This is a genomic window from Streptomyces sp. NPDC047886, from assembly GCF_043204435.1.
In the GTDB taxonomy this organism is placed as follows: Bacteria; Actinomycetota; Actinomycetes; order Streptomycetales; family Streptomycetaceae; genus Streptomyces.
Genome location: NZ_JBIDCF010000001.1, coordinates 1,018,223 through 1,044,428, shown reverse-complemented (window position 1 = coordinate 1,044,428; position 26,206 = coordinate 1,018,223). Strand labels below are relative to the sequence as shown.

Annotated in this window: 25 protein-coding genes; 16 read left to right on the top strand and 9 right to left on the bottom strand. The window is 74.2% G+C overall.

Going from position 1 to position 26,206, the window contains the following annotated elements; all coding sequences use genetic code 11:
• Positions 1–89: 89 nt before the first annotated feature.
• Positions 90–1,379 carry a citrate synthase gene (locus ACGF5U_RS04540; protein WP_392712866.1) on the top strand — a complete coding sequence of 430 codons (1,290 nt, stop codon included), beginning with the start codon at positions 90–92 and terminating at the stop codon, positions 1,377–1,379.
• A gap of 669 nt (positions 1,380–2,048) precedes the next feature.
• Here ACGF5U_RS04540 and ACGF5U_RS04535 read toward each other — a convergent pair.
• From ACGF5U_RS04535 to ACGF5U_RS04520, 4 genes are all read right to left on the bottom strand, one after another.
• Entirely contained in the window at positions 2,049–2,360 is a 312-nt protein-coding gene (locus tag ACGF5U_RS04535; protein ID WP_392712864.1) for a heavy-metal-associated domain-containing protein, read from the bottom strand.
• A 158-nt stretch (positions 2,361–2,518) separates the two neighbouring features.
• Entirely contained in the window at positions 2,519–2,704 is a 186-nt protein-coding gene (locus ACGF5U_RS04530; RefSeq protein ID WP_392712863.1) for a hypothetical protein, read from the bottom strand.
• A gap of 32 nt (positions 2,705–2,736) precedes the next feature.
• The gene (locus ACGF5U_RS04525; RefSeq protein WP_392712862.1) at positions 2,737–2,934 is read right to left on the bottom strand and encodes a helix-turn-helix transcriptional regulator; all 198 of its coding nucleotides are present in this window, start codon (positions 2,932–2,934) and stop codon (positions 2,737–2,739) included.
• A 294-nt stretch (positions 2,935–3,228) separates the two neighbouring features.
• On the bottom strand, positions 3,229–4,143 hold the full coding sequence (locus tag ACGF5U_RS04520) for a sugar phosphate isomerase/epimerase family protein (RefSeq protein ID WP_392712861.1): 915 nt from the start codon (positions 4,141–4,143) through the stop codon (positions 3,229–3,231).
• 136 nt (positions 4,144–4,279) lie between these two features.
• Between ACGF5U_RS04520 and iolC the strand changes: the two genes are divergently transcribed.
• The 5 genes from iolC to mmsA all read left to right on the top strand — a co-directional run bounded on the left by iolC (position 4,280) and on the right by mmsA (position 10,624).
• Positions 4,280–5,386 carry a 5-dehydro-2-deoxygluconokinase gene (gene iolC, locus ACGF5U_RS04515; RefSeq protein ID WP_392712860.1) on the top strand — a complete coding sequence of 369 codons (1,107 nt, stop codon included), beginning with the start codon at positions 4,280–4,282 and terminating at the stop codon, positions 5,384–5,386.
• A complete protein-coding gene (locus ACGF5U_RS04510) occupies positions 5,383–6,276 on the top strand; it encodes a deoxyribose-phosphate aldolase (RefSeq protein WP_392712858.1) in 894 nt (297 codons plus the stop codon). Before iolC ends, ACGF5U_RS04510 begins: the two co-directional genes overlap by 4 nt.
• A gap of 62 nt (positions 6,277–6,338) precedes the next feature.
• Positions 6,339–7,166, top strand: a complete 828-nt coding sequence (gene iolB, locus ACGF5U_RS04505; RefSeq protein ID WP_392712857.1) for a 5-deoxy-glucuronate isomerase — start codon at positions 6,339–6,341, stop codon at positions 7,164–7,166.
• Positions 7,163–9,049, top strand: a complete 1,887-nt coding sequence (gene iolD / locus ACGF5U_RS04500; protein ID WP_392712855.1) for a 3D-(3,5/4)-trihydroxycyclohexane-1,2-dione acylhydrolase (decyclizing) — start codon at positions 7,163–7,165, stop codon at positions 9,047–9,049. Before iolB ends, iolD begins: the two co-directional genes overlap by 4 nt.
• 75 nt (positions 9,050–9,124) lie before the next feature.
• Complete coding sequence (gene mmsA / locus ACGF5U_RS04495) at positions 9,125–10,624, top strand: CoA-acylating methylmalonate-semialdehyde dehydrogenase (RefSeq protein ID WP_392712853.1); 1,500 nt, start codon at positions 9,125–9,127, stop codon at positions 10,622–10,624.
• 12 nt (positions 10,625–10,636) lie between these two features.
• Here mmsA and ACGF5U_RS04490 read toward each other — a convergent pair whose 3' ends face one another.
• Positions 10,637–10,780 carry a hypothetical protein gene (locus ACGF5U_RS04490; protein WP_392712851.1) on the bottom strand — a complete coding sequence of 48 codons (144 nt, stop codon included), beginning with the start codon at positions 10,778–10,780 and terminating at the stop codon, positions 10,637–10,639.
• Positions 10,781–10,924: 144 nt separating this feature from the next.
• On the opposite strand from ACGF5U_RS04490, the gene ACGF5U_RS04485 reads away from it, so the two are divergent.
• A complete protein-coding gene (locus tag ACGF5U_RS04485; RefSeq protein WP_392712850.1) occupies positions 10,925–13,657 on the top strand; it encodes a CocE/NonD family hydrolase in 2,733 nt (910 codons plus the stop codon).
• Complete coding sequence (locus tag ACGF5U_RS04480) at positions 13,654–14,514, top strand: ABC transporter permease (protein ID WP_392712849.1); 861 nt, start codon at positions 13,654–13,656, stop codon at positions 14,512–14,514. Before ACGF5U_RS04485 ends, ACGF5U_RS04480 begins: the two co-directional genes overlap by 4 nt.
• 48 nt (positions 14,515–14,562) lie before the next feature.
• On the opposite strand, the gene ACGF5U_RS04475 is transcribed toward ACGF5U_RS04480, so the two are convergent.
• Positions 14,563–15,201: a DNA-binding response regulator gene (locus ACGF5U_RS04475; RefSeq protein WP_392712848.1), complete on the bottom strand. Its 639-nt coding sequence runs from the start codon at positions 15,199–15,201 to the stop codon at positions 14,563–14,565.
• A 324-nt stretch (positions 15,202–15,525) separates the two neighbouring features.
• Between ACGF5U_RS04475 and ACGF5U_RS04470 the strand changes: the two genes are divergently transcribed.
• The 4 genes from ACGF5U_RS04470 to ACGF5U_RS04455 all read left to right on the top strand — a co-directional run bounded on the left by ACGF5U_RS04470 (position 15,526) and on the right by ACGF5U_RS04455 (position 18,623).
• Positions 15,526–15,999, top strand: a complete 474-nt coding sequence (locus ACGF5U_RS04470) for a DUF1772 domain-containing protein (protein ID WP_392712846.1) — start codon at positions 15,526–15,528, stop codon at positions 15,997–15,999.
• Between the two features lie 126 nt (positions 16,000–16,125).
• Entirely contained in the window at positions 16,126–16,806 is a 681-nt protein-coding gene (locus ACGF5U_RS04465; protein WP_392712844.1) for a DUF4142 domain-containing protein, read from the top strand.
• Between the two features lie 93 nt (positions 16,807–16,899).
• The gene (locus ACGF5U_RS04460) at positions 16,900–17,517 is read left to right on the top strand and encodes a class F sortase (protein WP_392712843.1); all 618 of its coding nucleotides are present in this window, start codon (positions 16,900–16,902) and stop codon (positions 17,515–17,517) included.
• A gap of 53 nt (positions 17,518–17,570) precedes the next feature.
• Positions 17,571–18,623, top strand: coding sequence for an NAD-dependent epimerase/dehydratase family protein (locus ACGF5U_RS04455; protein WP_392712842.1), 1,053 nt, complete (start codon positions 17,571–17,573; stop codon positions 18,621–18,623).
• Positions 18,624–18,664: 41 nt separating this feature from the next.
• Here the strand turns inward: ACGF5U_RS04455 and ACGF5U_RS04450 are convergent, their stop codons facing one another.
• Positions 18,665–19,798: a sensor histidine kinase gene (locus ACGF5U_RS04450; RefSeq protein ID WP_392712841.1), complete on the bottom strand. Its 1,134-nt coding sequence runs from the start codon at positions 19,796–19,798 to the stop codon at positions 18,665–18,667.
• 6 nt (positions 19,799–19,804) lie between these two features.
• Positions 19,805–20,545, bottom strand: a complete 741-nt coding sequence (locus ACGF5U_RS04445; RefSeq protein WP_392712840.1) for a response regulator transcription factor — start codon at positions 20,543–20,545, stop codon at positions 19,805–19,807.
• A gap of 119 nt (positions 20,546–20,664) precedes the next feature.
• On the opposite strand from ACGF5U_RS04445, the gene ACGF5U_RS04440 reads away from it, so the two are divergent.
• From ACGF5U_RS04440 to ACGF5U_RS04430, 3 genes are read left to right on the top strand one after another with little or no spacing between them, the layout of a single operon-like run.
• Entirely contained in the window at positions 20,665–21,504 is an 840-nt protein-coding gene (locus ACGF5U_RS04440; protein ID WP_392712839.1) for a glycosyltransferase family 2 protein, read from the top strand.
• On the top strand, positions 21,501–22,304 hold the full coding sequence (locus ACGF5U_RS04435; protein ID WP_392712838.1) for a DUF2064 domain-containing protein: 804 nt from the start codon (positions 21,501–21,503) through the stop codon (positions 22,302–22,304). Before ACGF5U_RS04440 ends, ACGF5U_RS04435 begins: the two co-directional genes overlap by 4 nt.
• Positions 22,301–23,125: a class I SAM-dependent methyltransferase gene (locus ACGF5U_RS04430; protein WP_392712837.1), complete on the top strand. Its 825-nt coding sequence runs from the start codon at positions 22,301–22,303 to the stop codon at positions 23,123–23,125. Before ACGF5U_RS04435 ends, ACGF5U_RS04430 begins: the two co-directional genes overlap by 4 nt.
• 310 nt (positions 23,126–23,435) lie before the next feature.
• Here ACGF5U_RS04430 and ACGF5U_RS04425 read toward each other — a convergent pair whose 3' ends face one another.
• Positions 23,436–24,659 carry a molybdopterin-dependent oxidoreductase gene (locus tag ACGF5U_RS04425; protein WP_392712835.1) on the bottom strand — a complete coding sequence of 408 codons (1,224 nt, stop codon included), beginning with the start codon at positions 24,657–24,659 and terminating at the stop codon, positions 23,436–23,438.
• Between the two features lie 112 nt (positions 24,660–24,771).
• On the opposite strand from ACGF5U_RS04425, the gene ACGF5U_RS04420 reads away from it, so the two are divergent.
• On the top strand, positions 24,772–26,184 hold the full coding sequence (locus ACGF5U_RS04420; RefSeq protein ID WP_392712834.1) for a glycosyltransferase 87 family protein: 1,413 nt from the start codon (positions 24,772–24,774) through the stop codon (positions 26,182–26,184).
• Positions 26,185–26,206 lie beyond the last annotated feature (22 nt).

The following is a 26,206-nucleotide window of genomic DNA, read 5'->3' as shown; positions in this document are numbered from 1 at the left end:
CCCCGAGTGCACTCTGCTGAGCCAAGTGGGGGATGGTAGAGACAGTCAGGGCACCTCGAAGAAGAGGCACTACGTCGGTGAGGGATGACGTGAGCGACAACTCTGTAGTACTGCGGTACGCGGACGGTGAATACACCTACCCGGTGGTCGAGAGCACCGTCGGTGACAAGGGCTTCGACATCGGGAAGCTCCGAGCCCAGACCGGTCTGGTGACCCTGGACAGTGGATACGGCAACACCGCCGCCTACAAATCCGCGATCACCTACCTCGACGGCGAGCAGGGCATCCTGCGCTACCGCGGTTACCCCATCGAGCAGCTGGCCGAGCGCTCCTCCTTCCTCGAGGTGGCGTACCTGCTGATCAACGGCGAGCTGCCCAAGGTCGACGAGCTGTCGGCCTTCCGTAACGAGATCACCCAGCACACGCTGCTGCACGAGGACGTCAAGCGGTTCTTCGACGGGTTCCCGCGCGACGCCCACCCGATGGCCATGCTCTCGTCCGTGGTCAGCGCGCTGTCGACGTTCTACCAGGACAGCCACAACCCGTTCGACGAGGAGCAGCGCCACCTGTCGACGATCCGGCTGCTGGCGAAGCTCCCGACGATCGCGGCGTACGCGTACAAGAAGTCGATCGGTCACCCGTTCGTCTACCCGCGCAACGATCTGTCGTACGTGGAGAACTTCCTGCGGATGACCTTCTCGGTCCCGGCGCAGGAGTACGAGCTCGACCCGGTCGTCGTGTCGGCGCTCGACAAGCTGCTCATCCTGCACGCGGACCACGAGCAGAACTGCTCGACCTCCACCGTCCGCCTGGTGGGCTCGTCGCAGGCGAACATGTTCGCCTCGATCTCGGCCGGCATCTCGGCCCTTTGGGGTCCCCTGCACGGTGGCGCCAACCAGTCGGTGCTGGAGATGCTCCAGGGCATCCAGGCCAACGGCGGCGACGTCGACACCTTCATCCGCAAGGTGAAGAACAAGGAGGACGGCGTCCGCCTGATGGGCTTCGGCCACCGGGTCTACAAGAGCTTCGACCCGCGCGCGAAGATCATCAAGGCTGCGGCGCACGATGTCCTGTCGGCGCTCGGCAAGTCCGACGAGCTGCTGGACATCGCCCTGAAGCTGGAGGAGCACGCGCTCGCCGACGAGTACTTCGTCTCGCGCAACCTCTACCCGAACGTGGACTTCTACACGGGTCTGATCTACCGGGCGATGGGCTTCCCGACCGAGATGTTCACGGTCCTGTTCGCCCTGGGCCGCCTCCCGGGCTGGATCGCCCAGTGGCACGAGATGATCAAGGAGCCGGGCTCCCGCATCGGCCGCCCGCGCCAGATCTACACGGGTGAGGTCCTGCGGGACTTCGTCCCGGTCGAGGGCCGCTGAGCCCTACCGGGTCTCCGGGTCCCTGGTGGTTGAGGCCGGGGGTCCGGGGGTTGTCCCCCGGGCGGGTGCTGCCACGGGCGAGGTCCTGCGGGACTTCGTCCCGGTCGAGGGCCGCTGAGCCACCGGGTGTCCGGGCCTCCGGTCGAGCGTCGCCGAGTCACCGCTCGCCGCGTGTGCGGGGCCTTGGGGCCCGGTGACGCCCGGTCGCGGGCCCGCGCGTAGGTACGAAAAGCGCCCCGCCGCCGATCCCCCCACGGGTCGGCGAGCGGGGCGCTTTCCATTTCCCCGGATCGGATTCCCCCCACGGGATCCGGGCCGGGCGTCTGCCGTGTTCCAGCAGAGGCTCGCGTGCGATCTGCCGGGGTACGTACGTACGGGAGGGCCGCTCAAAGCTCCCCGGTGCACGTGCCCCGGCCAACGCTTGCCTGGGACGTCCCCCAAGACATCCCATGAACGTCCCCCAAGACGTTCTCGGCATCGCCCATTCAGACTCGTGAGCCGTCCAAATGGTTACCCACAAATATCTGTGATCTGGATCTCTTTGTGAAGGTCTCGTGTGTCACGTGAAGGTGAATTCACGTGATGTCCCTTCCGGAGAAACCGCTGATCACCACATACGTGGACCAAAAGGGCCGGTGGCATCGCGGCCCGGTCGGCGGGTGTGGAGGGTCAGGCCAGGCCGACGAGCTCGTAACCGGCCTCGTCGACGGCGGCCCGGACAGCCGCCTCGTCCAGCGGAGCGGCGGAGACCACGGTCACCTGGCCGGTCGACGCGACCGCCTTCACGGAGGTGACGCCCGCGAGCGCGGAGATCTCCTCGCTGACCGCGCCTTCGCAGTGTCCGCAGGTCATGCCGGTGACCTGGTAGACGGTGGTGACGCCGCCGGCCGGGGTGTCGGCCTCTCCGCCGTGGCAGGAACCGGTGGGCGAGCAGCAGGAGCCGGTGGCCTGGGGCAGCTCGGTCTTCGTCTCGGCGGTCATGGTGTTTCTCCACTTCGGATGCGAGGGGACTGTCGAGCGTACGGAATCGTGGTGCGTCAGGGGCTCGTGGGAGCACGGTGACGGCCTCACGCGCTCCACTGTATACCCCTAGGGGGTATAGATTCCACCTCTGGCCGGGGCGTGTCGGGGGGACGGCCTCAGTTCACGGCAGGACGCCCGGTGGACGGGAGGGCCGGACGGCCCCGGTGCCGGGCCCACTCGTGGGCGAGTACGGACATGGCCAGCGCGTCGATCCGCTCGCCCTCGTGGAGCAGGGCCTCCCGCTCCACGCCCTCGCGGACGAAGCCGACCGAGGCGTGGCGGGGTGTGCGAAGGCCCCGCACCACCGGGGGTGCGGGGCCGGGGTGCCGGCGCGTCAGTCCCTGCGCCCTCTGTTCCCGGGGCGCTTGGACACCCAGACGCGGATGGTGTCCGCGTACCAGTAGGGCTTGCCGCCCTCCACGTGGTCGGGCTGGGGGAGCAGGCCGTGCTTCCGGTACGACCGGACGGTGTCCGGCTGGACCCGGATGTGCGCGGCGATCTCCTTGTAGGACCAGAGCCTTCTGTCCGTCATCTGTGGCACCTCCCTGCGGGCGCCGCGGCGGCAACCCGGGAGGGGCTGTCGGGGGAGCCGCGGCGTGGACGCTGGCGATCACTGGTCCTGTGCCCAATCGGCGACGCAGAGTGACGATCAAGGGGCGGCTGTTGAACGCCTGTGACCGAAAGGCCGCGAAACGGAGATATGTGTGACGGTGGAGAGACGGCTGTTACGGAAGTGGCGCATGTCCCGGAGGGGTGCGGACGTGGCGCATGTCCCGGAGGGGTGCGGACATGGCGCATGTCCCGGAGGGGGCGGGGGCGGCCGGACTCAGGCCCCGCACGAGCGGAGGAAGCGGCGCGTCCGTTCCGCGATCGGGAAAGGCCGGTCCGGCGGGCAGGGGTACATGTCCTGCTCCACGATGGCGAAGAGGTCCACATCCAGGGCCCCGGCCGCCGCCAGGACCGGCTCCAGCGCCGGCACCCCGGCCGGCGGTTCGCACATCACGCCCCGGGCGACGGCCGGCCCGAACGGCAGCTCCTCCGCCCTGACCTGGGCGAGGATCTCCGGGTCCACCTGCTTCAGATGCAGATAGCCGATGCGCTCCCCGTACGTCTCGATCAGCTTGACGCTGTCGCCGCCGCAGTACGCGTAGTGCCCGGTGTCCAGGCAGAGCGCGACCAGCTGGGGATCGGTCGCGTCGAGGAAACGGGCCACGTTCTCCTCGCTGTCGATATGGGTGTCCGCGTGCGGATGGACGACGATGCGCAGCCCGAACCGGTCCTGCACCTCCAGGCCCAGACGCTCGGTCAGCCTGGTGAGATGCCGCCACTGCTCCGGGGTCAGCACACGGTCCTCCAGTACGGCGCCGGTCTTGTCGTCGCGCCAGAACGACGGGATGACGACGAGGTGGTCGGCGCCCATGGCGCGGGCGAGGGCGGCGTTGTCGGCCACGTGCGCCCAGGTCTTCTCCCACACGTCGGGCCCGTGGTGCAGCCCGGTGAACACGGTGCCGGCCGACACTCTGAGCCCGCGGCGGCCGGTCTCCTCGGCGAGGCGGGCGGGATCGGTGGGCAGATAGCCGTACGGGCCGAGTTCGATCCACTCGTAGCCGGCGTCCGCGACCTCGTCCAGGAAGCGCTGCCAGGGGACTTGTCGGGGATCGTCGGCGAACCACACGCCCCAGGAGTCCGGGGCGGAACCGATGCGGATACGGGACAGCGGCGGCGGTGACAGCGGCGTCATGGGGGTCAGCTTGGGCACCGCCGGAGCGGGGCGTCAAGGGCCGGGGGCTACTTGGTCCGAATGTCAGGACAAAATATTGACAGGGGTTCGGGGTACGGCTAGACAGAGGGCGGCCGCCGATGGGAAGGGGACGCGCATGGAGACCGATCCGACGCCCGGAGCGAAGGGTGAACCGACGGGTCCCTACGACCTGATCACCATGGGGCGCATGGGGGTGGACCTGTATCCGCTGCGCACCGGAGTCCGGCTCGCCGACGCCGACACCTTCGGCAAGTTCCTCGGCGGCTCGGCCGCCAATGTCGCGGTCGCCGCCGCCCGGCTGGGCCGCCGTACCGCCGTCATCACCCGTACGGGCGCCGACCCCTTCGGCGAGTTCCTGCACCGGGAACTGCGCGGGTTCGGCGTGGACGACCGCTGGGTCACGCCCGTCGAGGCGTACCCGACGCCGCTCACGTTCTGCGAGATCTTCCCGCCCGACGACTTCCCGCTCTACTTCTACCGCCGGCCCAAGGCCCCCGACCTGGAGATCCACTCCCATGAGCTGGACCTGCCCGCCATCGAAGCGGCCCGGGTGTTCTGGGTGACCGGCACCGGCCTGTCCGCCGAACCCAGCCGCACCGCCACCCTCGCCGCCCTCGCGCACCGCGCCGGGCACGGGACCGGACACCGCGCCGTCCACCTGCCGGGGCACCTGCCGGGACGCCGCGACCACCGCGCCGGGCGCGACGACGAGCACCGCGCCGGGCGGTCGGCAGCGGCCGGCGACCCGCGCCGGTTCACCGTCTTCGACCTCGACTGGCGCCCCATGCTGTGGGAGCACCCCGACGACGCCCCCGCCCACTACGCCACCGCCCTGCACCACGCCACCGTCGCCGTCGGCAACGTGGACGAGTGCGAGATCGCCACCGGCGAGCGCGACCCGCACGCCGCCGCGCGCGCCCTCGTCGACGCGGGCGTGCGCCTCGCCGTGGTCAAGCGGGGCCCCGAGGGCGTCCTCGCGCTGACATCGGACGGCGAGAGCGCCGACGTACCGCCCCTGCCCGTCGACGTCGTCAACGGACTCGGCGCGGGCGACGCGTTCGGCGGCGCGCTCTGCCACGGGCTGCTCGCCGGCTGGCCCCTGGACCGCACCCTCCGCTACGCCAACGCCGCCGGTGCCATCGTCGCCTCCCGCCTCGCCTGCTCGTCCGCGATGCCCCGCCCCGACGAGGTCGCCGCCGCCCTGGAAGGCGTACGACCGTGACCGCCGTCGACCCGGCCCACCTCGTCACGGTCCGCGCCCGCCACCCCGAGGCCGTCGCCGAGGCCGCCGCCCGCCGCCGCCGGCGCCCCCTGCTCGGCGACACCGGCCGGCTCATGATCGTCGCGGCGGACCACCCGGCGCGCGGCGCCCTCGCGGTCGGCGACCGCCCGTTCGCCATGGCCAACCGGCTCGACCTGCTGGAGCGGCTCTGCCTCGCGCTGTCCCGCCCCGGCGTCGACGGCGTCCTCGCCACCGCCGACATCCTGGACGACCTGCTCCTCCTCGGCGCCCTCGACGGCAAGGTCGCCATGGGCTCCATGAACCGGGGCGGCCTCGCCGGGGCCGCGTTCGAACTGGACGACCGGTTCACCGGCCACCGCCCCGACGACCTCGCGCGGCTCGGCTTCGACGCGGGCAAACTGCTCCTGCGCGTCGACCACGGCGACCCCGGCTCCCTCGCCACGCTGCACACCGCCGCCCGCACCATCGACGCCATGGCCGCACACCGGCTGCCCGTCTTCGTGGAACCGTTCCTGTCCCGGCGCGACCCCGACGGACGCCTCCGCAACGACCTCGGAGCCGACGCCGTCACCACGTCCCTCGCCATCGCCTCCGGGCTCGCCGGGACCTCCGCGTACACCTGGCTCAAGGTGCCCGTCACCGAGGACCCCGACGACATGGCACGGGTCATGCAGACCACGACCCTGCCCGCCGTCCTCCTCGGCGGCGACGTCGGCCCCGGCCCGGACGACCAGGAGAAGGCGTACGAGAGATGGCGCGACGCGCTGCGCCTGCCCACCGTGCAGGGCCTGGTCGTCGGCCGCTCCCTGCTCTACCCGGCGGACGGCGACGTCACCGGGGCCGTCGACACCGCCGTGTCACTGCTCTGAGCGTGGCGCCGCTCCGGGAACGGGACACGCTGAGAACATCCAGAGGGGGGTACGGAGAGATCATGGACGAGCGGCAGTTGTACGTACCGAGGGGCGGGGCCGCCGACGGCCCCTACGCCCTGCGCATCGACCCGGCGCACGCCCGCTGGGACTACTCGGCGCTGCGCGTGCTGGAACTCGGCCCGGGAGCCTCCCACTCCCTCGCGACCGGCGCATGCGAATGGATCGTGCTTCCGCTCAGCGGTGGCTGTACGGTGCAGGTGGACGGCCGGTTCCTTGAACTGCGGGGCCGGGAAAGCGTGTTCGGCGGCGTCACCGACTTCGCCTACCTGCCGCGTGACGCGCACGCCCAGATCGCCTCCGGCGCGGGAGGCCGCTTCGCCCTGGCAGGAGCGAGGTGCGAGCGACGACTCCCCGCTCGCTACGGCCCCGCGCCGGAGGTTCCGGTCGAGCACCGGGGCAGCGGCACCTGCGCCCGGGAGGTCCACAACTTCGCCTCCGCCGACGCGTTCGCCTGCGACCGGCTCATCGCCGTCGAGGTCCTCACCCCCGGCGGCAACTGGTCGTCCTACCCGCCGCACAAGCACGACGAGCACCTCCCCGGCGAGGAGACACGGCTGGAGGAGATCTACTACTTCGAGATCGCACCCGACGGGCACGGCGGCGAGGGCTTCGGCTACCAGCGCGTCTCCCCGTCCCGGCCCGGCGGCGCCGACGTCCTCGCCGAAGTCCGCACCGGGGACACCGTGCTCGTCCCGGACGGCTGGCACGGCCCCTCCATCGCCGCCCCCGGCCACACCATGTACTACCTCAACGTCATGGCAGGACCCGGCGACGAACGGGAGTGGCGCATCCGCTTCCACCCCGACCACACGGAGGGATACCGATGACCGCGCCCGCAGACACCCGGCGCCTCACCACCGCCCAGGCACTCGTGGCCTTCCTCGCCCGCCAGTACAGCGAACGCGACGGGCACCGCCACCGGCTCATCGCCGCCACCTGGGGCATCTTCGGCCACGGCAACGTCGCCGGCGTCGGACAGGCCCTCGTCGAGTACGCCGACGACATGCCGTACCTCCAGGGGCGCAACGAACAGGCCATGGTCCACGCGGCCGTCGGGCACGCCCGCCAGACGGGCCGGCTGTCCACCCACGCCGTGACCACCTCCATCGGCCCCGGCGCCACCAACCTCGTCACCGGCGCGGCCCTCGCCACCGTCAACCGGCTGCCGGTGCTGCTCCTGCCCGGCGACGTCTTCGCCACCCGCCCCGCCGACCCCGTGCTGCAACAGCTCGAAGTCCCCTGGGCCGGCGACGTGTCCGTCAACGACACCCTGCGGCCCGTGTCCGTGTACTTCGACCGGATCACCCGGCCCGAGGCGCTGATCCCCGCCGCGCTCGCCGCGATGCGCGTCCTCACGGACCCCGCCGCGACCGGCGCCGTCACCCTCGCCCTGCCGCAGGACGTCCAGGCCGAGGCGTACGACTGGCCCGAGGAGTTCTTCGCCGAACGCGTCTGGCGGGTCCGGCGCCCGCGGCCCGACGAGGCGGAACTCGCCGCCGCCGTACGGGCGGTCCGGGCGGCCTCCCGGCCGCTGATCGTCGCGGGCGGCGGCGTCCGGCACTCCGGCGCCGAGACCGCGCTCGGCCGGTTCGCCGCCGCGACCGGCATCCCCGTCGCGTCCACCCAGGCGGGCAAGGGCTCCCTCACCCACGACCACCCCGCCGACGTCGGCGGCATCGGGCACACCGGCACCTCCACCGCCGACCGGCTGGCCCGCGCCGCCGACCTCGTCATCGGCGTCGGCACCCGCTACACCGACTTCACCACCGCCTCGTCGACGCTCTTCGCCCACCCCGGCGTCCGCTTCGTCAACCTCAACATCACGGGCTTCGACGCCCACAAGATGGCGGCGCTGCCGCTGGTCGCCGACGCCCGCGAGGGCCTGGAGCTCCTCTCCGCCGCCCTCGAAGGACACCGCGTGCCCGCGCCCTACGAGGACGAGTACCGCGAGGAGCGCGCCCGCTGGGAACAGCGCGTCACCGCCGCGTACACGGCCGCCGACGAGGACGCGCCGCCGACCCAGCCGCAGGTACTCGGCGCCCTCGACGCCCTCGTCACCGGGGACGACATCCTGATCAACGCGGCCGGCTCGCTCCCCGGCGACCTCCACCGGCTGTGGCGGGCCCGGTCGTCGGACCAGTACCACGTCGAATACGGCTACTCCTGCATGGGCTACGAGATCCCCGCCGCGATCGGCGTCGCCATCGCGGCGCCAGGCCGGCCGGTGTGGGCCCTCGTCGGCGACGGCACGTACCTGATGAACCCCACCGAACTCGTCACCGCCGTCCAGGAGGGCGTCCCCGTCAAGGTCGTCATCCTCCAGAACCACGGGTACGCGTCGATCGGCGGACTGTCCGAGGCGGTCGGCGGCGAACGGTACGGCACCGCCTACCGCCACCGGGCCCCCGACACCACGTTCACCGGCCCGCCCCTGCCCGTCGACCTCGCCGCCAACGCCGCCTCGCTCGGCATGCGGGTGCTGCGCCCACGTACCGTCCGTGACCTGCGGGAAGCCCTCGCCGACGCACGGGCGTCGACCGTCCCCACATGTGTCTACGTGGAGACCGCAACGGCAGACACAGTGTCGGGCGCGCCCCCCGCCGAGGCATGGTGGGATGTGCCCGTGGCCGCGACCGCGACCCGCCCGGCGGCGGTCAAGGCCCGCGAGGAGTACGACCGGCAGGTCGCCGCCCGGCGCCGCCACCTGTGACCCGGCGACCGCCGGCCGCGACCAGGCGCCGACACCCCGCCCCCGCGCCGCCATCTTCGAAGGAGCGTTCCGACCATGAAGACCGTCAACCACTGGATCGGTGGCAAGGCCGTCGACGGCACCTCCGGCAACTGGGGCCCGGTCACCGACCCCGCGACCGGCGAGGTCACCACCCGGGTCGCCCTGGCCTCCGCCGACGAGGTCGGCGCGGCCGTCGCCGCCGCCAGGACCGCGTACGAGACCTGGGGCACGTCGTCGCTGGCCCAGCGCACCGGCATCCTCTTCCGCTACCGCGCGCTGCTCGACGCCCGCCGCGCCGACATCGCCGCGCTGATCACCGCCGAGCACGGCAAGGTGCACTCCGACGCCCTCGGCGAGGTCGCCCGCGGCCTGGAGATCGTCGAGCTGGCCTGCGGCATCACCACCCAGCTCAAGGGCGAGCTGTCCACCCAGGTGTCGCACCGGGTCGACGTGGCCGCCATCCGCCAGCCGCTCGGCGTCGTCGCCGGGATCACGCCGTTCAACTTCCCGGCGATGGTGCCGATGTGGATGTTCCCGCTGGCCATCGCGTGCGGCAACACGTTCGTGCTGAAGCCCAGCGAGAAGGACCCGTCGGCGGCCAACCTGCTCGCCGAACTGGCCGCCGAGGCCGGGCTGCCCGACGGTGTCCTCAACGTCGTCCACGGCGACAAGACCGCGGTCGACGCGCTGCTCGCCCACCCGGACGTCGCGGCGGTGTCGTTCGTCGGCTCCACGCCCATCGCCCGGTACATCCACCTCACCGCCTCCGCCAACGGCAAGCGGGTCCAGGCACTCGGCGGCGCCAAGAACCACATGCTCGTCCTCCCCGACGCCGACCTGGACGCGGCCGCCGACGCGGCCGTCTCGGCGGCGTACGGCTCCGCCGGCGAACGCTGCATGGCGATCTCGGCGGTCGTCGCGGTCGGCGCCATCGGCGACACGCTCGTGGAGAAGATCCGCGAACGCGCCGAGAAGATCAAGATCGGTCCCGGTACGGACCCGGCATCCGAGATGGGCCCGCTCATCACCGCCGCCCACCGCGACAAGGTCGCCTCGTACGTCACGGGCGCCGCGGCCCAGGGCGCCGACGTGGTCCTCGACGGCACCGGCCTGCGCGTGGACGGCTACGAGAACGGCCACTGGATCGGCCTGTCGCTCCTCGACAAGGTCTCCACCGAATCCGACGCCTACCGCGACGAGATCTTCGGCCCCGTGCTGTGCGTGCTGCGCGCCGAGACGTACGAGGACGGCGTCGCCCTCATCAACGCCTCGCCGTTCGGCAACGGCACCGCCGTCTTCACCCGCGACGGCGGCGCCGCCCGCCGCTTCCAGCTGGAGGTCCAGGCCGGCATGGTCGGCGTGAACGTCCCGATCCCGGTGCCGGTCGGCTACCACTCCTTCGGCGGCTGGAAGGACTCCCTCTTCGGCGACCACCACATCTACGGCAACGACGGCGTGCACTTCTACACCCGCGGCAAGGTCGTCACCACCCGCTGGCCCGACCCCTCCGAAGCCCCGGTGGGAGTGGACCTCGGCTTCCCCCGCAACCACTGAACGCCCCGGGCGTCACAGCTCCCAGCCGAGCACCGGATGCCGTGAAGTCGCCCTCGTCGCGGGCGCCGGCCGCACGGTACCCGGGCGGGGCGGGCCGTCGTAGGGGTGCTCGGCGGCCATCAGCCCGGCGACCGCGGTGGCGCGGCGGATCTCCATGAAAGCCCCCTGATGCCCGGCTTCGTACCCGCGCGGCGTACCGCGTCTGGTGTACGGGAACGCCACCCCGTACTCCTGAAGGAGGCGAACGACTTCCGCCCGACGACAGCGGAGCCGGCGTCCGGATCCGCTTAGGGTCGAGTCATGCGAATCCGACTTCCCCGGCGATGGCCCGCGCTCGCCGCCGCCGTCGCGCTGCTGGCGGGCGCCGGCACGTGGACGGCCGTCGCCTCGGACGGTGAGCCGGCCGTGCGGCGCGCGGACACGGTGATGGACATGCCGGGCGCGCGCCTCGACACGTCCTTCTTCAGTACGGGCGGCGACGCGCGCCGCCCCGCCGTCCTGCTCGCGCACGGTTTCGGCGGCAGCAAGGACGACGTACGGGAGCAGGCCGAGGCGCTGGCCCGGGACGGTTACGCCGTGCTGACGTGGACCGCGCGCGGCTTCGGCAGGTCGACCGGCCGGATCGGGCTCAACGACCCGGACCACGAGGTCGCGGACGTCCGGCGGCTGATCGACTGGCTGGCGAAGCGCCCCGACGTCCAGCTCGACAGGGCGGGAGACCCCCGGGTCGGCGTGTCCGGTGTGTCGTACGGCGGGGCGGTCTCGCTGCTCGCCGCCGGACACGACCCGCGCGTCGACGCGATCGCCCCGCAGATCACCTACTGGAACCTCGCCGACGCCCTGTTCCCCGACGGGGTGTTCAAGAGACTGTGGGCGGGGATCTTCTTCTCCACCGGGGGTGTCCCGGAGGCCGGGGCCCCGCCCCAGGCCCAGGACTCCGGTGAGGACCAGGGCACGGGCTCGGGGCAGAGGCCGGGGCAGGCGCGGGGGCAGACCCGGGCCGCGGCCGCCGCCTGCGGAAGGTTCCAGGACGCGCTCTGCGCGATGTACGAACGCGTCGCCGTCAGCGGCAAGCCGGACGCCGCCGCCCGTACCGTCCTCGAAGAACGCAGCCCGTCCGCCGTCGGCGACCGCATCAAGGTGCCCGCCCTCATCGTGCAGGGCCAGTCCGACTCCCTCTTCCCGCTGTCCCACGCCGACGCCATGGCGAAGACCATCGGCGGCAACGGCGCGCCCGTCGCCGTCGACTGGATCGCCGGCGGACACGACGGCGGCGACCGCGAGACGGCCCGTGTCGAGGCCCGGATCACCGCCTGGTTCGACCGGTATCTGAAGGAGGACACGGGCGTCGACACCGGGCCCGCGTTCCGGGTCAGCCGCACCGGCGGCGTCGACTCCACCGACGGGCAGGCACAGTTGCGGGGCGCCACCGCCGACCGCTACCCGGGCCTGCGGGGCGACACCCGTACCGTGCCGCTGGCCGGCCCCGCGCAGACGTTCCGCAACCCGGCCGGAGCCGGCCCGCCCGCCATCTCCGCCGTTCCCGGCGTCGGCGGCGGACTGTCCCAGCTGTCCGCGCTGGGCGTCGGCCTCTCCCTCGACTTCCCCGGCCAGTACGCCCGGTTCGACTCGGCGCCGCTCACCGAACCGCTGCGGATCACCGGAGCGCCGAAGGTCCGCGCCACCGTCACCTCAGGCAACGGCGAAGCCGTCCTCTTCGCCAAGGTGTACGACGTCGGGCCGGACGGCCGCAGCCAGGTGCTGCCCGCCCAACTCGTCGCGCCCGTGCGGGTCGAGAACACCGGACGCGGCCGCCAGGTCGAACTGACCCTCCCGGCGATCGACCACGAGGTGGAGGCCGGGCACCGGCTGCGCCTCGTCCTCGCCGCCACGGACCTCGGCTACGCCTCCCCGGCCACCCCCACCACGTACACCATCGGCCTGGCGGGCGACGGGCTCTCCGTGCCGACCGCGCCCGCCGTCCGCACCCAGGCGGCCGGGCTGCCCTGGTGGGTGTGGGGCCTCCCGGCCGGCGGCGCCGTCGTCGCCGCCGCGCTGCTGCTGACCGCCCGCCGCCGCACCGCCGCGCCCGCGCCCGACCCCGGCCTCGCCGACGTACCGCTCACCATCGGCGGCCTGTCGAAGCGGTACGCCGGGTCCAGCGAGCGGTACGCGGTGCGGGAGCTGTCGTTCCGGGTCGAGAAGGGCCAGGTACTCGGGCTCCTCGGCCCCAACGGCGCAGGCAAGACCACCACCCTGCGCATGCTGATGGGCCTGATCACCCCCGACGACGGCGAGATCCGGGTGTTCGGGCACGCCGTACGGCCCGGCGCGCCGGTCCTGTCCCGGGTCGGCGCCTTCGTCGAGGGCGCGGGCTTCCTGCCGCACCTGTCCGGGCGGGAGAACCTGGACCTGTACTGGCGGGCCACCGGCCGCCCCGCCGAGGACGCCCATGTCGAGGAGGCCCTGGAGATCGCCGGCCTCGGAGACGCCCTGGCCCGCGCCGTGCGCACCTACTCGCAGGGCATGCGGCAGCGGCTCGCCATCGCGCAGGCCATGCTGGGCCTGCCGGACCTGCTCATCCTGGACGAGCCGACGAACGGCCTCGACCCGCCGCAGATCCGCGAGATGCGCGACGTGATGATCCGGTACGCGGCCGGTGGCCGGACCGTCATCGTCTCCAGCCATCTGCTCGCCGAGGTCGAGCAGTCCTGCACCCACCTCGTGGTCATGGACCGGGGCCGGCTCGTCCAGGCGGGCCCCGTCGCCGAGATCACCGGTGGCGGCGACACCCTGCTCGTCACCACGGCGGACGAGCCGCCGGAGCCGCTCGTGGAGAAGATCGGCGCCCTGCCCGGCGTCGGCTCCGCGACCCGTACCGAAGGGGGCGTGCTGGTACGGCTGGACGGCGCGACCGCTACCGCGCTGATCACCGAACTCGTCCGGCTGGACGTCTCCGTGACCGGCGTCGGCCCGCACCGCCGCCTGGAGGACGCGTTCCTCACCCTGATCGGAGGAGGAGGCACCGCATGAGCACCACCCTCACCACGGGCGCGCCCGGCTACCGGGCCCGTCACACGCTGCCCCTGCGCGTCGAAGCCGTACGGCAGCTGAAGCGCCGCCGTACGTACGTCATGGCGGCGATCCTCGCCGCGCTGCCGTTCGTCCTGGTCGCCGCCTTCGCCATCGGGGGCGGCCCGGACGGGCGCGGCAACAACCGCATCACCCTGATGGACACGGCGACGGCGTCCGGCGCGAACTTCGCCGCGACCTGCCTGTTCGTCTCGGCGGGCTTCCTGCTGGTGATCCCCGTGGCGCTGTTCTGCGGGGACACCGTGGCCTCCGAGGCGGGCTGGTCGTCGCTGCGCTATCTGCTGGCCGCGCCGGTGCCCCGCGCCCGGCTGCTGTGGTCGAAGCTCGTCGTGGCGCTCGGCTTCAGCGCGGCGGCGATGGTGCTGCTGCCGCTGGTGGCGCTCGCCGTGGGCAGCGTCGCCTACGGCTGGGGACCGCTGCGGCTGCCGACCGGGGGCTCCCTGGCCGCCGGTGACGCGCTGCCGCGCCTCGCGCTGGCCGTCGCGTTCATCTTCGTCTCCCAACTGGTCACGGCCGGGCTGGCCTTCTGGCTGTCGACCAGGACCGACGCCCCGCTCGGCGCGGTCGGCGGCGCGGTCGGCCTGACGATCATCGGCAACGTGCTGGACGCCGTGACGGCGCTCGGCGACTGGCGGGACCTGCTGCCCGCGCACTGGCAGTTCGCGTGGGCGGACGCGCTCCAGCCCCAACTGGAGTGGGGCGGCATGGTGAAGGGCGCCGCGGTGTCGGTGGCCTACGCGCTGGTGCTCTTCGCGCTGGCCTTCCGCGGCTTCGCCCGCAAGGACATCGTGTCGTAGTGGCGTCCCGGTGCTCGGCGCCCTGCTGCCCCGCGCCCGCCGCACGCTTCACAGCCAGCCGCGACGCGCCGCTTCCGCGCCCGCCCGGAAGCGGCTCGTCGTGCCGAGGACCGCGAGCAGTTCGCCCACCCGGCGGCTGTACGTCCGCCCCGATATGCCGAGCCGGGCGGCCGCCGTCTCGTCGGTGAGCCCCTCGGACATCGCCTCCAGCACCGGCCGCAGCCGCGACGGCAGCGCGCCCGGCGGCGGGGGCGGGACCGTGATCTCCTCGCCCGCTTCCCACCAGGCGTGGTGGGCCCGCACCAGGGCCTGGACGACGACCGGATCGCGGATCAGCAGCAACCCGTTGTAGAGCAGCTCCAGATCGAGCGGCACGGCCGCGACCGTACGGTCCACGACGATCATCTTGAACGGGATCGCCTCGGTCAGCCGGGCCCGTCCTGGCAGCCGCGCCGCCATGGCCACATCGGCCATCGTGACCCGCTCCAGCGCGTGCCGGGGCACCACCTGCCGTACCGTGCGCACCCGTTCGGCGGCGCTGCGCACGAACGTTCCCGCCAGCTCCAGGAACGGTGCCGGGATCGACTGGCCGAGGCACGCCGCCGGATCGTCGAACGTCAGCAGCTCCTGGCGGGCCGACTCGGTGAGCGCGGCGAGCGCGGCGCAGATGTGCCGGGTGCCGCGCACGGACTGCCCCGCCGGGCGTGGCGCCGGTGGCGGCTCCCCCCGCGCGCCCGGTAGTTGCTTCGAGGCCGCTCGACCGAGCACGGAGCCCGGAACGTTCGCCACGGCTGACCACCCCCGCCATCCCCTTGGAACGTACGCCACTCCATGTACTCATGTGACTGCGCACGGTGACAAGGGTGATATCCGTCGATGGCGAGTCCAAGCCAACACCTTTCGCCGGCCGCCGACCGAGCGCCACCCTGGTCGGCTGCTCACCCGAGGCGGCGGACGAACGGCTCGCGAAACGCGGCTGCGCCGCCGCCGCGACCCGGCCATCATGGCCGCATGCCCACCGCCACCGCCGCCGTCCTGCTCGCCCTCGCGGTCGTCTCCACCGGCCTGTACGCGGGCTTCATGCTGATCTTCCGCACCGGGATCATGCCCGCGCTCGCGCGGCTGACCGACGAGCAGTTCGTGACGGTCATGCGACGCGTCAACGAGTACGTGCCCCGCGCCGTGTTCCTCGCCGTGTTCGCCGGGGTGGTGGTCTTCCCCGCGGCCGCCCTCGCCCTACCCGTCGACGGCCGGTCCGCCGCCCAGCGGTGGCTCGTCCTCGCCGGGCTCGTCTGCGCCGTCCTCAACCACCTGGTCACCATCGCCGGGAACATCCCCCTCAACAACGCGCTCGCCGCGTCCGGGAGCGGCGACCCCGGCGCGGCGCGGGCCGCCTTCGAGACGCGCTGGAACACCCTCCACCTCGCCCGCACGGTGCTCGTCACCGCGGCGTTCGCGTCGCTCGTGGCCGCCACGCTCACCTGAACGCCGCGACGAGTCCACTGTTTGCCGTACGGCCGGTGGCGCGCGGCGCGGTGCCGTGTCCGGATGGTCGGGTGGCCCCCGAGTGGCGGGCCACGGCTACCGACGAACAGAACGGACGACGTCATCGTGATCCGCACGCACACCTGGGCCGCCGCGGCCCTCACCTGCCTCGCACTCTCCGGCATAGCCGCCGGGCCCGCCCTCGCCGCCGACACCGACAACGCCTTCCTCCGCGCCTCCCACCAGGGCAACCTCGCCGAGATCGCCGCGGCGCAGGACGCGCGGAAGAACGCCACGACCACCTGTGTGAAGACGGTCGCCGCCACCCTGGAACGCGACCACAAGAAGCTCGACGCCGACACCCGGGCACTCGCCGACAAGCTGGGCGTCGACCTGCCCGTCGCCCCGACGGCCGAACAGCAGCAGACCCTGGCCGACGTCATGGCGAAGGCCGGGACCGCCGCGTACGACACCGCCTGGCTCAGCACCCAGGCCGCCGCGCACGAGAAGACCCTCGGACGTATCGACACCCAGATCGCCAAGGGCGACAACGCCCAGGTCACCGCAGCCGCGAAGGCCGCACGGCCGGTCGTCGCCGGCCATCTCGACATGGTCAGGGGCGGGAAGTGCCACGCCGAGGCCGCGACACCGAAGAAGGTCCACGCCGGCAGCGGCGGCCAGGCCGCGACGCTCGCGGCCGACGTCCCCGTCTTCCTCGCGGTGCCCGCCGTCGCGGTGGGCGGCGTGCTGGTCGCCGGAGGCGCCTTCTGGGCCGCGTCACGCATGCGCCGCAACGACTCGCGCTGACGCGTCGTGGGCGTCGAGGACACCCGCCCCCCTGCCGGACCCGGCCCGCACGGTCCGGGTCCGGGCAGGGGCGCCGTCCGGGGCGGCCTCGGCATGGTGGCAGGCACCGTGCTCGCCACGCTGCTCACCGCGTCGGCGCCCCTGCCGACCCTGCCGGCCGCACCGGGCGCGCCCGACCGGGGCGCCCTGCCCGCGGCCGCCGCCGACACCGTGCCCGCGGCCGCCGCGCCCACCGGGGCCGCGCACGCGCCACCCGCCGCCCTCACCCTGCCCGGCCACTTCACGGACGTCCCGGTGGACCCGGTGGGCACCGCGCGCGACGGCGCGCTCGACGTGCCGGGATCACCGCGCAGGCTCGGCTGGTGGGCGCTCGGCGCACGCCCCGGCGCGCCGCACGGCACCGTCCTGCTCGCCGGGCACCTCGACACAGCCGACGAGGGCGTCGGTCCTTTCGAGGAGTTGCACGCCGTGCCGCTCGGCGCCCCGGTGCGGCTCACCACGGCCGACGGCACCCACCACGCGTACCGGATCGTCGCCCGCCGCACGTACCGCAAGGACCGGCTGCCGCCCGACCTGTTCAGCGCGCACGGCACGCCCCGTCTCGCGCTGATCACCTGCGCCGGCGCCTTCGACCCCGAGGCGCGCGCCTACGCCGGGAACCTCGTCCTGTACGCCACGCCCGTCCGTGCCCCGGTTCTTACGGGACGGTGACACGGCCGCGCGAACCCGCCCCACCCGGCCACCGGACGCCTAGCGTCATGCGCATGCGCGTACTCGTCACCGGAGGAGCCGGGTTCATCGGCTCGCACATCGTCCAGACCCTGGCGTCCCACGGGCACGAGCCCGTCGTCCTCGACGCCCTGCTGCCCACCGCCCACGCGGGCGCGCCGCCCCGGCCGCCCGAGGCCGCCGGGTGGATCCACGGCGACGTCCGCGACCCCGACACCGTCCGGCGGCTGCTGCGCGGCGTCCACGCGGTATGCCACCAGGCCGCCATGGTCGGGCTCGGCAAGGACTTCGCGGACGCCCCCGACTACGTCGGCTGCAACGACCTCGGCACCGCCGTCCTGCTCGCCGCGATGGCCGAGGCCGGGACGGCACGGCTCGTGCTCGCCGGCTCGATGGTCGTGTACGGGGAGGGGCGGTACGACTGCCCCGTCCACGGCACGGTGCGGCCGGGCCCGCGCGCGGAGGCGGACCTGCTGGCCGGGCGGTTCGAACCGCGCTGCCCGGTGTGCGGCGCCGACCTGACACCGGGGCTGGTCGGCGAGGACGCCCCCGTCGACCCGCGGAACGTGTACGCCACGACGAAGCTGGCCCAGGAGCACCTGGCCGCCGCGTGGGCCCGCGCGACCGGCGGCCGGGCCGTGTCGCTGCGCTACCACAACGTGTACGGCCCCCGGATGCCGCGCGACACCCCGTACGCGGGCGTCGCCTCGCTGTTCCGGTCCGCGCTCGCCAGGGGCGAGGCGCCGCGCGTCTTCGAGGACGGCGGGCAGCGGCGCGACTTCGTCCACGTCCGGGACGTCGCCGGGGCCAACGCCAGGGCCCTGGAGGCGCTCACCGAGCTGCCGCCCGGCACCCTCACCGCGTACAACACGGGCAGCGGGGACCCGCACACGGTGGGCGAGATGGCCGCCGCGCTCGCCGCCGCGCACGGCGGGCCCGCGCCGGTGGTGACGGGCGAGTTCCGGCTCGGCGACGTACGGCACATCACCGCCGACTCGGCGCGGCTGCGGGCCGAGCTCGGCTGGAAGCCGGAGGTCGGCTTCGCCGACGGCATGGCCGAGTTCGCCGGCAGCGAGCTCCGCACGTGACGTGACGTGACGTGGCGGGCGACGGGCGGCGGGCGGCGGGGCTACGCGGCCGCCAGCGGCGCGGCCACAGGCGCCGCCGGAAGCGTGACCTCGAACCGGCAGCCGCCCGCCACGTTGTGCACATGCGCGCGGCCCGCGTGCGCCTCCACGATGCCGCGCACGATGGCGAGGCCCAGGCCCGCGCCCGCCGGAGGGGTCCGCGCCTCGGAGCCCCGCCATCCGGTGTCGAACACCCGCGGCAGGTCGTCCTCCGGGATGCCGCCGCAGCCGTCGGTCACCGACACGACGACCGTGCCGTCCCGGTGCTCGGCGGCGACCGCCACGGTGCCGTCCGCCGGGGTGTGCCGGATCGCGTTCACCAGCAGGTTGGCCAGCACCCGGGTCATCTCCTTGCCGTCCACCTCGACGGGCACCGCGTCGACCCGGTCGCCGACAAGCCGTACGCCGTGCTCGCGCGCCAGCGGGTCGGCGCCCGCCAGGGCGTCGCCCACCAGGTCGTACACGGAGATCCGCGCCGGGCTCAGGGAGAGCGCCCCCGCGTGGATGCGGGACAGTTCGAACAGGTCGCCGACCATGCTGTTGAGCCGGTCCACCTCCGTACGCATCAGCCGGTGGTAGCGGGCCGGGTCCTTGACGACACCGTCCTCCAGCGCCTCCGACATGGCCCGCAGCCCGGCGAGCGGGGTGCGCAGGTCGTGCGAGATCCAGGCGACCAGCTCGCGCCGCGACGCCTCCAGGGCCCGCTCCCGCTCCCGGGACGCGGCGAGCCGCTCGCTGGTGGCGGCCAGCTCCCTGCTCAGCGCGGCCAGTTCGGCCGGGGCGGGACCCGCGGGCGCCGTGAACGTACCGCCGTCCCCGAAGTCCCGGGCGGCGACGGCCAGTTCACGGCAGCGCAGCACGACCTGGCGGCCCAGCAGCATGGCGGTGATCAGCGAGACGACGGCGGCCATCGCCACGACCATGGTGACCACGGACAGGTCGTGCGACGACAGGAACATCGCCTGGCACACCGCGAGCGTCCCGGCGAGCATCGCCGTCACCGTGACCGCCGCGACCACCGTCAGCGACACGGCGACCGAACGCCGCCGCGACAGCCGCAGCACCAGCGCGCCCAGCACTCCGGCGGCGGCCGCGCCCAGGAACGCGTACAGGGCGATGAGCAGGAAGTCACGCATGGTCGGTCACGCCTCCTCGTGAGCGGACTCGGCCGAGTCCACGGGCCCGGCGGGGTCGAAGCGGTAGCCCGCCCCCCACACGGTCTGGATCAGTCGCGGCCGGGCGGGGTCGTCCTCGACCTTGCCCCGCAGCCGCCGGACGTGGACGGTCACCGTGGACAGGTCGCCGAAGTCCCAGCCCCACACCTCCCGCATCAGCCGTTCCCGGTCGCAGACCTGGCCCGGGTGCTGGAGGAAGAAGCTGAGGAGGTCGAACTCGCGCAGCGTCAGCGCCAGTTCCCGGCCGTCCTTGGTGGCGCGCCGGGCCGTGGGGTCGACCTCCAGTCCGGCCGCGCGCAGCGGCGGCGCGGATCCGGCGGCCGGCGCCGTGACACCGCTGCGGCGGAGCACCGACTCCACGCGCAGCACCAGTTCGCGGGGGCTGAACGGCTTGGTGACGTAGTCGTCGGCACCGATCTCCAGACCGAGGATGCGGTCCTCCTCGTCGCTGCGGGCCGTCAGCATGATGACGGGCACCGGGCCCCGGTCGCGCAGCGTCCGGCAGACGGCCAGCCCGTCCATGCCGGGCAGCATCAGGTCCAGCACGACCAGGTCGGGCCAGTGCCGCTCGGCCGCCGTGAGGGCCGCCGGGCCGTCGGCCGCCAGGTCCACGCCGAAGCCCGCCCGCTCCAGGTAACCGGTGACCACCTCGGCCACGGTCGGGTCGTCGTCCACCACCAGGACGTGCTGGCGCTGTGCGTTCTCCATGCCGCAAGCCTCGCACCGACGGCCCCCCTCCGTCGCCCCCGGGGTGCCGCCGTGCGGAGGGACGTCCGCGTTTCGTAAGGTCTCCCGGCCCCCCAGTCGGCGACGGCGTTCGTACGGTGATGGTCGTGACCGAACCGACTCCCGTACCGGCGCACACCCACACCCCTGCCACGCACCACCCCGCCACCCGCACCCCGGGCACCGGCGACGCCCGGGGCGCCCCCACCGTCGACGTCGTCCTGCCCTGCCTGGACGAGGCCGAGGCCCTGCCCTGGGTCCTGGAGCGCGTCCCGCCCGGCTGGCGCGCCCTCGTCGTGGACAACGGCTCCACCGACGGCTCCCCGGACATCGCGCGCTCCCTCGGCGCCACCGTGGTCACCGAGCGGCGGCGCGGCTTCGGCGCCGCCTGCCACGCCGGGCTGCTGGCCGCCGACGCCGACATCGTCTGCTTCTGCGACTGCGACGCCTCGCTCGACCCCGGCCTCCTCACCGCGTTCGTGGCGCAGATCGCCGACGACGGCGCCGACCTGGTGCTCGGCCGGCGCAGGCCACGGGCCAGAGGCGCCTGGCCGCCGCACGCCCGCGCCGGGAACATGGCGCTCGCCCGGATGCTGCGCCGCCGCACCGGGCTGCGGCTGCACGACATCGGCCCGATGCGCGCCGCACGCCGAGAGGGCCTGCTGGCGCTGGACCTGACGGACCGGCGCAGCGGCTACCCGCTCCAGATGGTCGTACGCGCCGCCGACGCCGGATGGCGGGTGCGGGAGCGTGACGTGCCGTATCTGCCGCGCGCCGGGAAGTCCAAGGTCACCGGCACCTGGCGGGGCACCTGGCACGCGGTGCGCGACATGCGCGCGGTGCTGGCCGAGCCGCCGGCCGGCCCGTCCACCGAGCCGCCCGCCGATCCGCCCGGCGGACACTCCGCCCCGGCCTCCGGCGTGCGGAGGGCGGCCCGATGACCTCACCGAGTACTCCCGGCACCCCCAGCCCCAGCACCCCCAGCCCCTCCAGCACCCCCAGCCCCTCCAGCAACCCCGGTACGCCCACCACCCCCACCACCCTCCTGGTCATCGCCAAGGAGCCCGTTCCCGGCCGGGTGAAGACCCGTCTCACCCCGCCGTTCAGCCCCGTGCAGGCCGCCGGGCTCGCCGAGGCCGCACTCGCCGACACGCTGGACGCGGTGCTCGCGACGCCCGCCGACCGCCGGGTCCTCGTCCTCGACGGCACGCCAGGCGACTGGCTCCCGGCCGGTTTCGACGTGGTGCCGCAGGTGACCGGCGGCCTCGACGAGCGGCTCGCCGCCGCCTTCGCCGGCTGCGCGGGTCCCGCGCTCCTCATCGGCATGGACACCCCGCAGGTCACGCCCGAGCTCCTGACGGCCGGTCTGGACTTCGCCGGTACCGACGCCTGGTTCGGGCCGGCGGCCGACGGCGGCTTCTGGGCGCTCGGCCTGGCCGTCCCCGATCCGCAGCTGCTGCGCGGCGTGCCCATGTCCGTGGCCGAGACCGGCCGGGTGCAGCGGGCGCGGCTCACGGACGCCGGGCTCACCGTCCGGGACCTGCCGGTGCTGCGGGACGTCGACACCGCCGCCGACGCGCGGACCGTGGCGGGGCTCGTACCGGGCAGCCGGTTCTCCGCCCTGCACACCGCACTGGACATCGCACCCGACACCGCACCCGACACCGCACAGGACCGGGCACGGGACACCGCGGCGGACGGGACCCCGGCCGCCGACCGCACCGTGAGGGGGATCGGATGAGCGCCGTCGAATCGGCTCCGCAGTCCGTGCGCTCCGGACAGTCCGTACGGGCCTGGCGGGCCGATCCGTACACCGACGCCCTGCGCACCGGCCGGGGCCCGCTGTTCCTGCGGCGCGGCGACGGCTGGCTGCTGCCGCTGGAGGTGGAGCGCTGGTGCGCCGAACCCGACCGCGCCGACACCACCGTCCTCGACCGGTGCCGGGGGCCCGTCCTCGACGTGGGCTGCGGGCCCGGCCGGCTGGTGGCGGCGCTCGCCGCCCTGGGCCGCCCGGCGCTCGGCATCGACGTCAGCCAGGCAGCCGTGGACCGTACGGTACGGGCCGGGGGCACCGCCCTGTGCCGGTCCGTGTTCGACCCGCTGCCCGGCGAGGCCCGCTGGGGCACCGTCCTGCTCGTGGACGGCAACATCGGCATCGGCGGCGACCCGGCGGCCCTGCTGGGGCGCGCCGCCGAACTCGTCCGCCCGGACGGCACCCTGATCGTGGAGGTCGCCGCCCCGGACGTCGACGAACGGGTCGAGGTCCGGGTCGACGACGGCCGGGGCGCCCTGGGCGCCGCGTTCCCGTGGGCGCGGGTCGGCGCGCGGGCGCTGCTCGCGTACGCCGGGGCGACCGGCTGGACGGTCCGCGGCGAGTGGCGCGCGGACGGCCGCCCGTTCGTTCAGCTGCGCCGCCGGGCCGCCGTCCGGCCCGCCCGCGACCGCTCGGCCCACGACCGCCGCACGCGCCGGAGCAGCGGCGGCAGCCCCGCCCGTGCCCCGGCGGCGACGGCCGAGGCGACGGCCACCGCCGCGAGCAGCAGCAGCCAGTTCCGTACGTAGTCCAGCGGCAGGACCGACGGGTTGGACGGCCTCGGCGGCGCCAGCAGCACCGGCAGCGCGACCAGCGTCAACCCGCCCGCCACGACGAGCGCACCGCGCACCGCGCGCCGCGCCCGGGCGCCGCCGATGCCGCCGATGCCGCCGATCAGCAGGCCCACGGCCAGCACCAGCGGCGCCACCACCCCGTCGTGCAGCACCACCGCACCGGCCAGCCACAGCGCCACGTCACGGGCGCTGCCGGTGCCGGCCACCAGGTAGGCGCCGATGCCCATCAGGGCCACGCCCAGCCCACCGCACACGACTCTGCCCGTCACAGCGCCTCCAGCCGGCCGACCCACTTCGTCTGCCATACGCCCGGCCGGTTCGGCGCGATGATCCGCGCCGGATAGCCGTGGTCGGCCGACAGCACCTGCCCGTTGAGCCGCAGCGCCAGCAGCGTCAGCGGGTCGTGGACGTACTCGCGGCCCATCTCCATCACCTTGTACGCGCCCCGCCGCTCCAGCGACACCACCCGCAGCGCCGCGTCCGGCGGGGCGCCGGCCCGCTCCAGCAGGTCCCGGATCCGTACGCCGGTCCAGTGGGCGGTCTTGCTCCATCCCTCCACGCAGGCGATCGGCAGCTCCACCTCGTGCTGGGGCAGGGCGCGCAGCGCGTCGAGGGTCAGTTCGTACGGGCGCGGCCCGACGACGCTCAGCCGCCACTCCCGGGCCGTCAGCGCCGTGGTGCGCGCGGCGGCGGCCGTCCGGTTGACCGGCAGGCCCTGCTGACCGTGGTCGGGGTGGCGGGGCGCCAGCAGGTCGAGCGCCTTCAGCGGCGTGACGGACTGCCCGACCGTGGTCACGGTGACCGCGCCGACCGCCACCGCGACCCCGGTGAGCAGCGACCGCCGGTCCGGCCCTTCGGCGGCAGGCAGCGCCAGGGTGCCGGGGGAGCGGCGGCTCCAGTGGTCGCGGATGTCCGGCCACTTGACGGCCACGTGCAGCAGCAGGGCGCCCGCGAGCAGCCAGGCGACGGCGAAGTGCACGGGCACGAAGGAGAACGGCCACGGGTACCACTGGGCGGTGTTCAGCAGCCCGGTGAACAGCTGGAAGACCGACGCCGCGACGAGGACCGCGACCGACAGCCGTTCCAGGCCGTGCCGCACCGAGCGGAGCGCGGGCTTGACGAACAGCCGGGGGTAGACCGTCCACAACTTGGCGAACAGCAGCGGGACCGCAGCGATACCGGCGGCCACATGGAGCCCCTGGCTCACCCGGTAGCCCCACACGGGGCGGCTGGGCAGCACGTTCGCCAGCCAGTCCGGCGGCCGCTGCGCGTAGTGGCTGAGCACACCGGTGAGGAAGCACACGGCGACGGCGACGCCCAGCCAGCGGCCGACCGACGTCGCGGTCCTGGCGTCGTGCAGCCGCCCGGTCAGCCGGGGCCGCGGCAGTTCACGCGGCAGTCGCGCCCGGAGCTGCCCGGACCGGTCGCGGAGCCGTCGGAGCGGGGGCGGCAGGGGCCGGGGCGGTCGGGGAGCGCGCGGCAGTCTCATACGTCCATGACACCGCCGAACCGGCCCGCCGGGGCGCAGCGACGCCTTACGAAACGCGGACGTCCGGGTCGGTGGCCGCCGATCGGCGGCCCCGGCTGGAAGGCTGTGGCGCGTGTCCACGCCGCGTACCGTCCTCGCCTCCGCCCTTCTGACCGCGCTGGTCGCGGTCCTCGTCCTCACCATCCGCCACGACGGCTACCACACCGACCCGGTGGGCCTGTCCTGGTGGTACGCGGCCGCGTGGCTGCTGTTCGCCGGGGCGGCCTGGGCGCTGCGCGGGGTGCCCGTGCGCCGGGCCGTCGTCCTCGTCGTCGCCGGGTCCGCCGCCGTGGCCGCCACCGGACTGGTCGCGGCGCCGCGCACCAGCACGGACGCCTACCGGTACGCCTGGGACGGCCGCGTGCAGGCGTCGGGCGTGTCGCCCTACGACCACGCCCCCCGGGACCCGGCGCTCGCCCCCCTGCGGGACGACTGGCTGTTCCCGAGCGGCGCGGACTGCGCGGGACCCGACCGGGCGCGCATCGCCCCCGCCGACGACGGCACCAGACGCTGCACCCGCCTCAACCGCCCGTCGGTGCACACCATCTACCCGCCTGCCGCCGAGGCGTACTTCCTGGGTGTGCACGCTCTGTCCCCGGACGGCGCCCGGCTGAAGCCGTTCCAGGTCGGCGGGGCCCTGCTGTCGGTCGGCGTCACCGGGGTGCTCGTACTGATCCTGCGGCGGCGCGGCGACCCGCGCACCGCCGTGTACTGGGCCTGGTGCCCGGCCGTGCCCGTCGAAGCGGTCAACAACGCCCATGTCGACGTGCTCGGGGTGCTGTTCGCGGTCGCCGGACTCGGCCTGGTCGTACGGCACCGGGTCGGCGCGGGCGCGCTGCTGGGCGTCGCGGTCGCCACCAAGCTGATGCCGGCGGTCGTCCTGCCGGGCGCGCTGGCGGGCGTACGGCGAGTGCGCGACGCGGCGGCCGTCCTGCTGCCCGTCGCCGCCGTCACCGCGGCCGGGTACCTGGCGTACGCCCTGGTCTCCGAGTACTCCGTCTTCGGCTACCTCGGCGGGTACGTCGAGGAGGAGGGGTACGGCGACGCCGCCGCCCGCGACCGGTACGCCCTGCTCCGCCTCGTGCTCCCCGACGACTGGGCGCAGCCCGCGCTGATCGCCGTGATGGCGGCCGTCTGCGGTCACGTCCTGTGGCGCGGCGACCCCCGGCGGCCCTGGAGCGGCGCGCTGCTCGTCACCGGCTGGGCGTTCCTCGCGCTGACCCCCGGCTACTCCTGGTACGCGCTGCTCCTCGTCGCGCTCGTCGCGCTGGACGGCCGCTGGGAGTGGCTCGGCGTCGCCGTGGCGGGCGCCGCCCGCTATGTCACCGCCCAGGCGTTCGAGGAACGGGACGTCGTCGGCACGACCGTGTACGCCGTCGCCGCCGGGGTGGTGCTCGCGGGCTGGGCGCTGCGCAGACGGCGGTCGGCGTCACAGATTCGTAAGGCCGCCGCGGACCCGGTCAGGCCGCCGGCCGCTCTAGGTTGAAGTCACCGATCCGCAGGAGGAG

Excerpts from the sequence above, each read along its gene's own strand:
- ACGF5U_RS04535 (WP_392712864.1), bottom strand. The coding sequence starts at position 2,360 with ATGACCGCCGAGACGAAGACCGAGCTGCCCCAGGCCACCGGCTCCTGC.
- ACGF5U_RS04525 (WP_392712862.1), bottom strand. The coding sequence starts at position 2,934 with ATGACGGACAGAAGGCTCTGGTCCTACAAGGAGATCGCCGCGCACATC.
- ACGF5U_RS04520 (WP_392712861.1), bottom strand. The coding sequence starts at position 4,143 with ATGACGCCGCTGTCACCGCCGCCGCTGTCCCGTATCCGCATCGGTTCC.
- iolC (WP_392712860.1), top strand. The coding sequence starts at position 4,280 with ATGGAGACCGATCCGACGCCCGGAGCGAAGGGTGAACCGACGGGTCCC.
- iolB (WP_392712857.1), top strand. The coding sequence starts at position 6,339 with ATGGACGAGCGGCAGTTGTACGTACCGAGGGGCGGGGCCGCCGACGGC.
- iolD (WP_392712855.1), top strand. The coding sequence starts at position 7,163 with ATGACCGCGCCCGCAGACACCCGGCGCCTCACCACCGCCCAGGCACTC.
- mmsA (WP_392712853.1), top strand. The coding sequence starts at position 9,125 with ATGAAGACCGTCAACCACTGGATCGGTGGCAAGGCCGTCGACGGCACC.
- ACGF5U_RS04490 (WP_392712851.1), bottom strand. The coding sequence starts at position 10,780 with ATGGAGATCCGCCGCGCCACCGCGGTCGCCGGGCTGATGGCCGCCGAG.
- ACGF5U_RS04485 (WP_392712850.1), top strand. The coding sequence starts at position 10,925 with ATGCGAATCCGACTTCCCCGGCGATGGCCCGCGCTCGCCGCCGCCGTC.
- ACGF5U_RS04480 (WP_392712849.1), top strand. The coding sequence starts at position 13,654 with ATGAGCACCACCCTCACCACGGGCGCGCCCGGCTACCGGGCCCGTCAC.
- ACGF5U_RS04470 (WP_392712846.1), top strand. The coding sequence starts at position 15,526 with ATGCCCACCGCCACCGCCGCCGTCCTGCTCGCCCTCGCGGTCGTCTCC.
- ACGF5U_RS04460 (WP_392712843.1), top strand. The coding sequence starts at position 16,900 with ATGGTGGCAGGCACCGTGCTCGCCACGCTGCTCACCGCGTCGGCGCCC.
- ACGF5U_RS04455 (WP_392712842.1), top strand. The coding sequence starts at position 17,571 with ATGCGCGTACTCGTCACCGGAGGAGCCGGGTTCATCGGCTCGCACATC.
- ACGF5U_RS04450 (WP_392712841.1), bottom strand. The coding sequence starts at position 19,798 with ATGCGTGACTTCCTGCTCATCGCCCTGTACGCGTTCCTGGGCGCGGCC.
- ACGF5U_RS04445 (WP_392712840.1), bottom strand. The coding sequence starts at position 20,545 with ATGGAGAACGCACAGCGCCAGCACGTCCTGGTGGTGGACGACGACCCG.
- ACGF5U_RS04440 (WP_392712839.1), top strand. The coding sequence starts at position 20,665 with ATGGTCGTGACCGAACCGACTCCCGTACCGGCGCACACCCACACCCCT.
- ACGF5U_RS04435 (WP_392712838.1), top strand. The coding sequence starts at position 21,501 with ATGACCTCACCGAGTACTCCCGGCACCCCCAGCCCCAGCACCCCCAGC.
- ACGF5U_RS04430 (WP_392712837.1), top strand. The coding sequence starts at position 22,301 with ATGAGCGCCGTCGAATCGGCTCCGCAGTCCGTGCGCTCCGGACAGTCC.
- ACGF5U_RS04425 (WP_392712835.1), bottom strand. The coding sequence starts at position 24,659 with ATGAGACTGCCGCGCGCTCCCCGACCGCCCCGGCCCCTGCCGCCCCCG.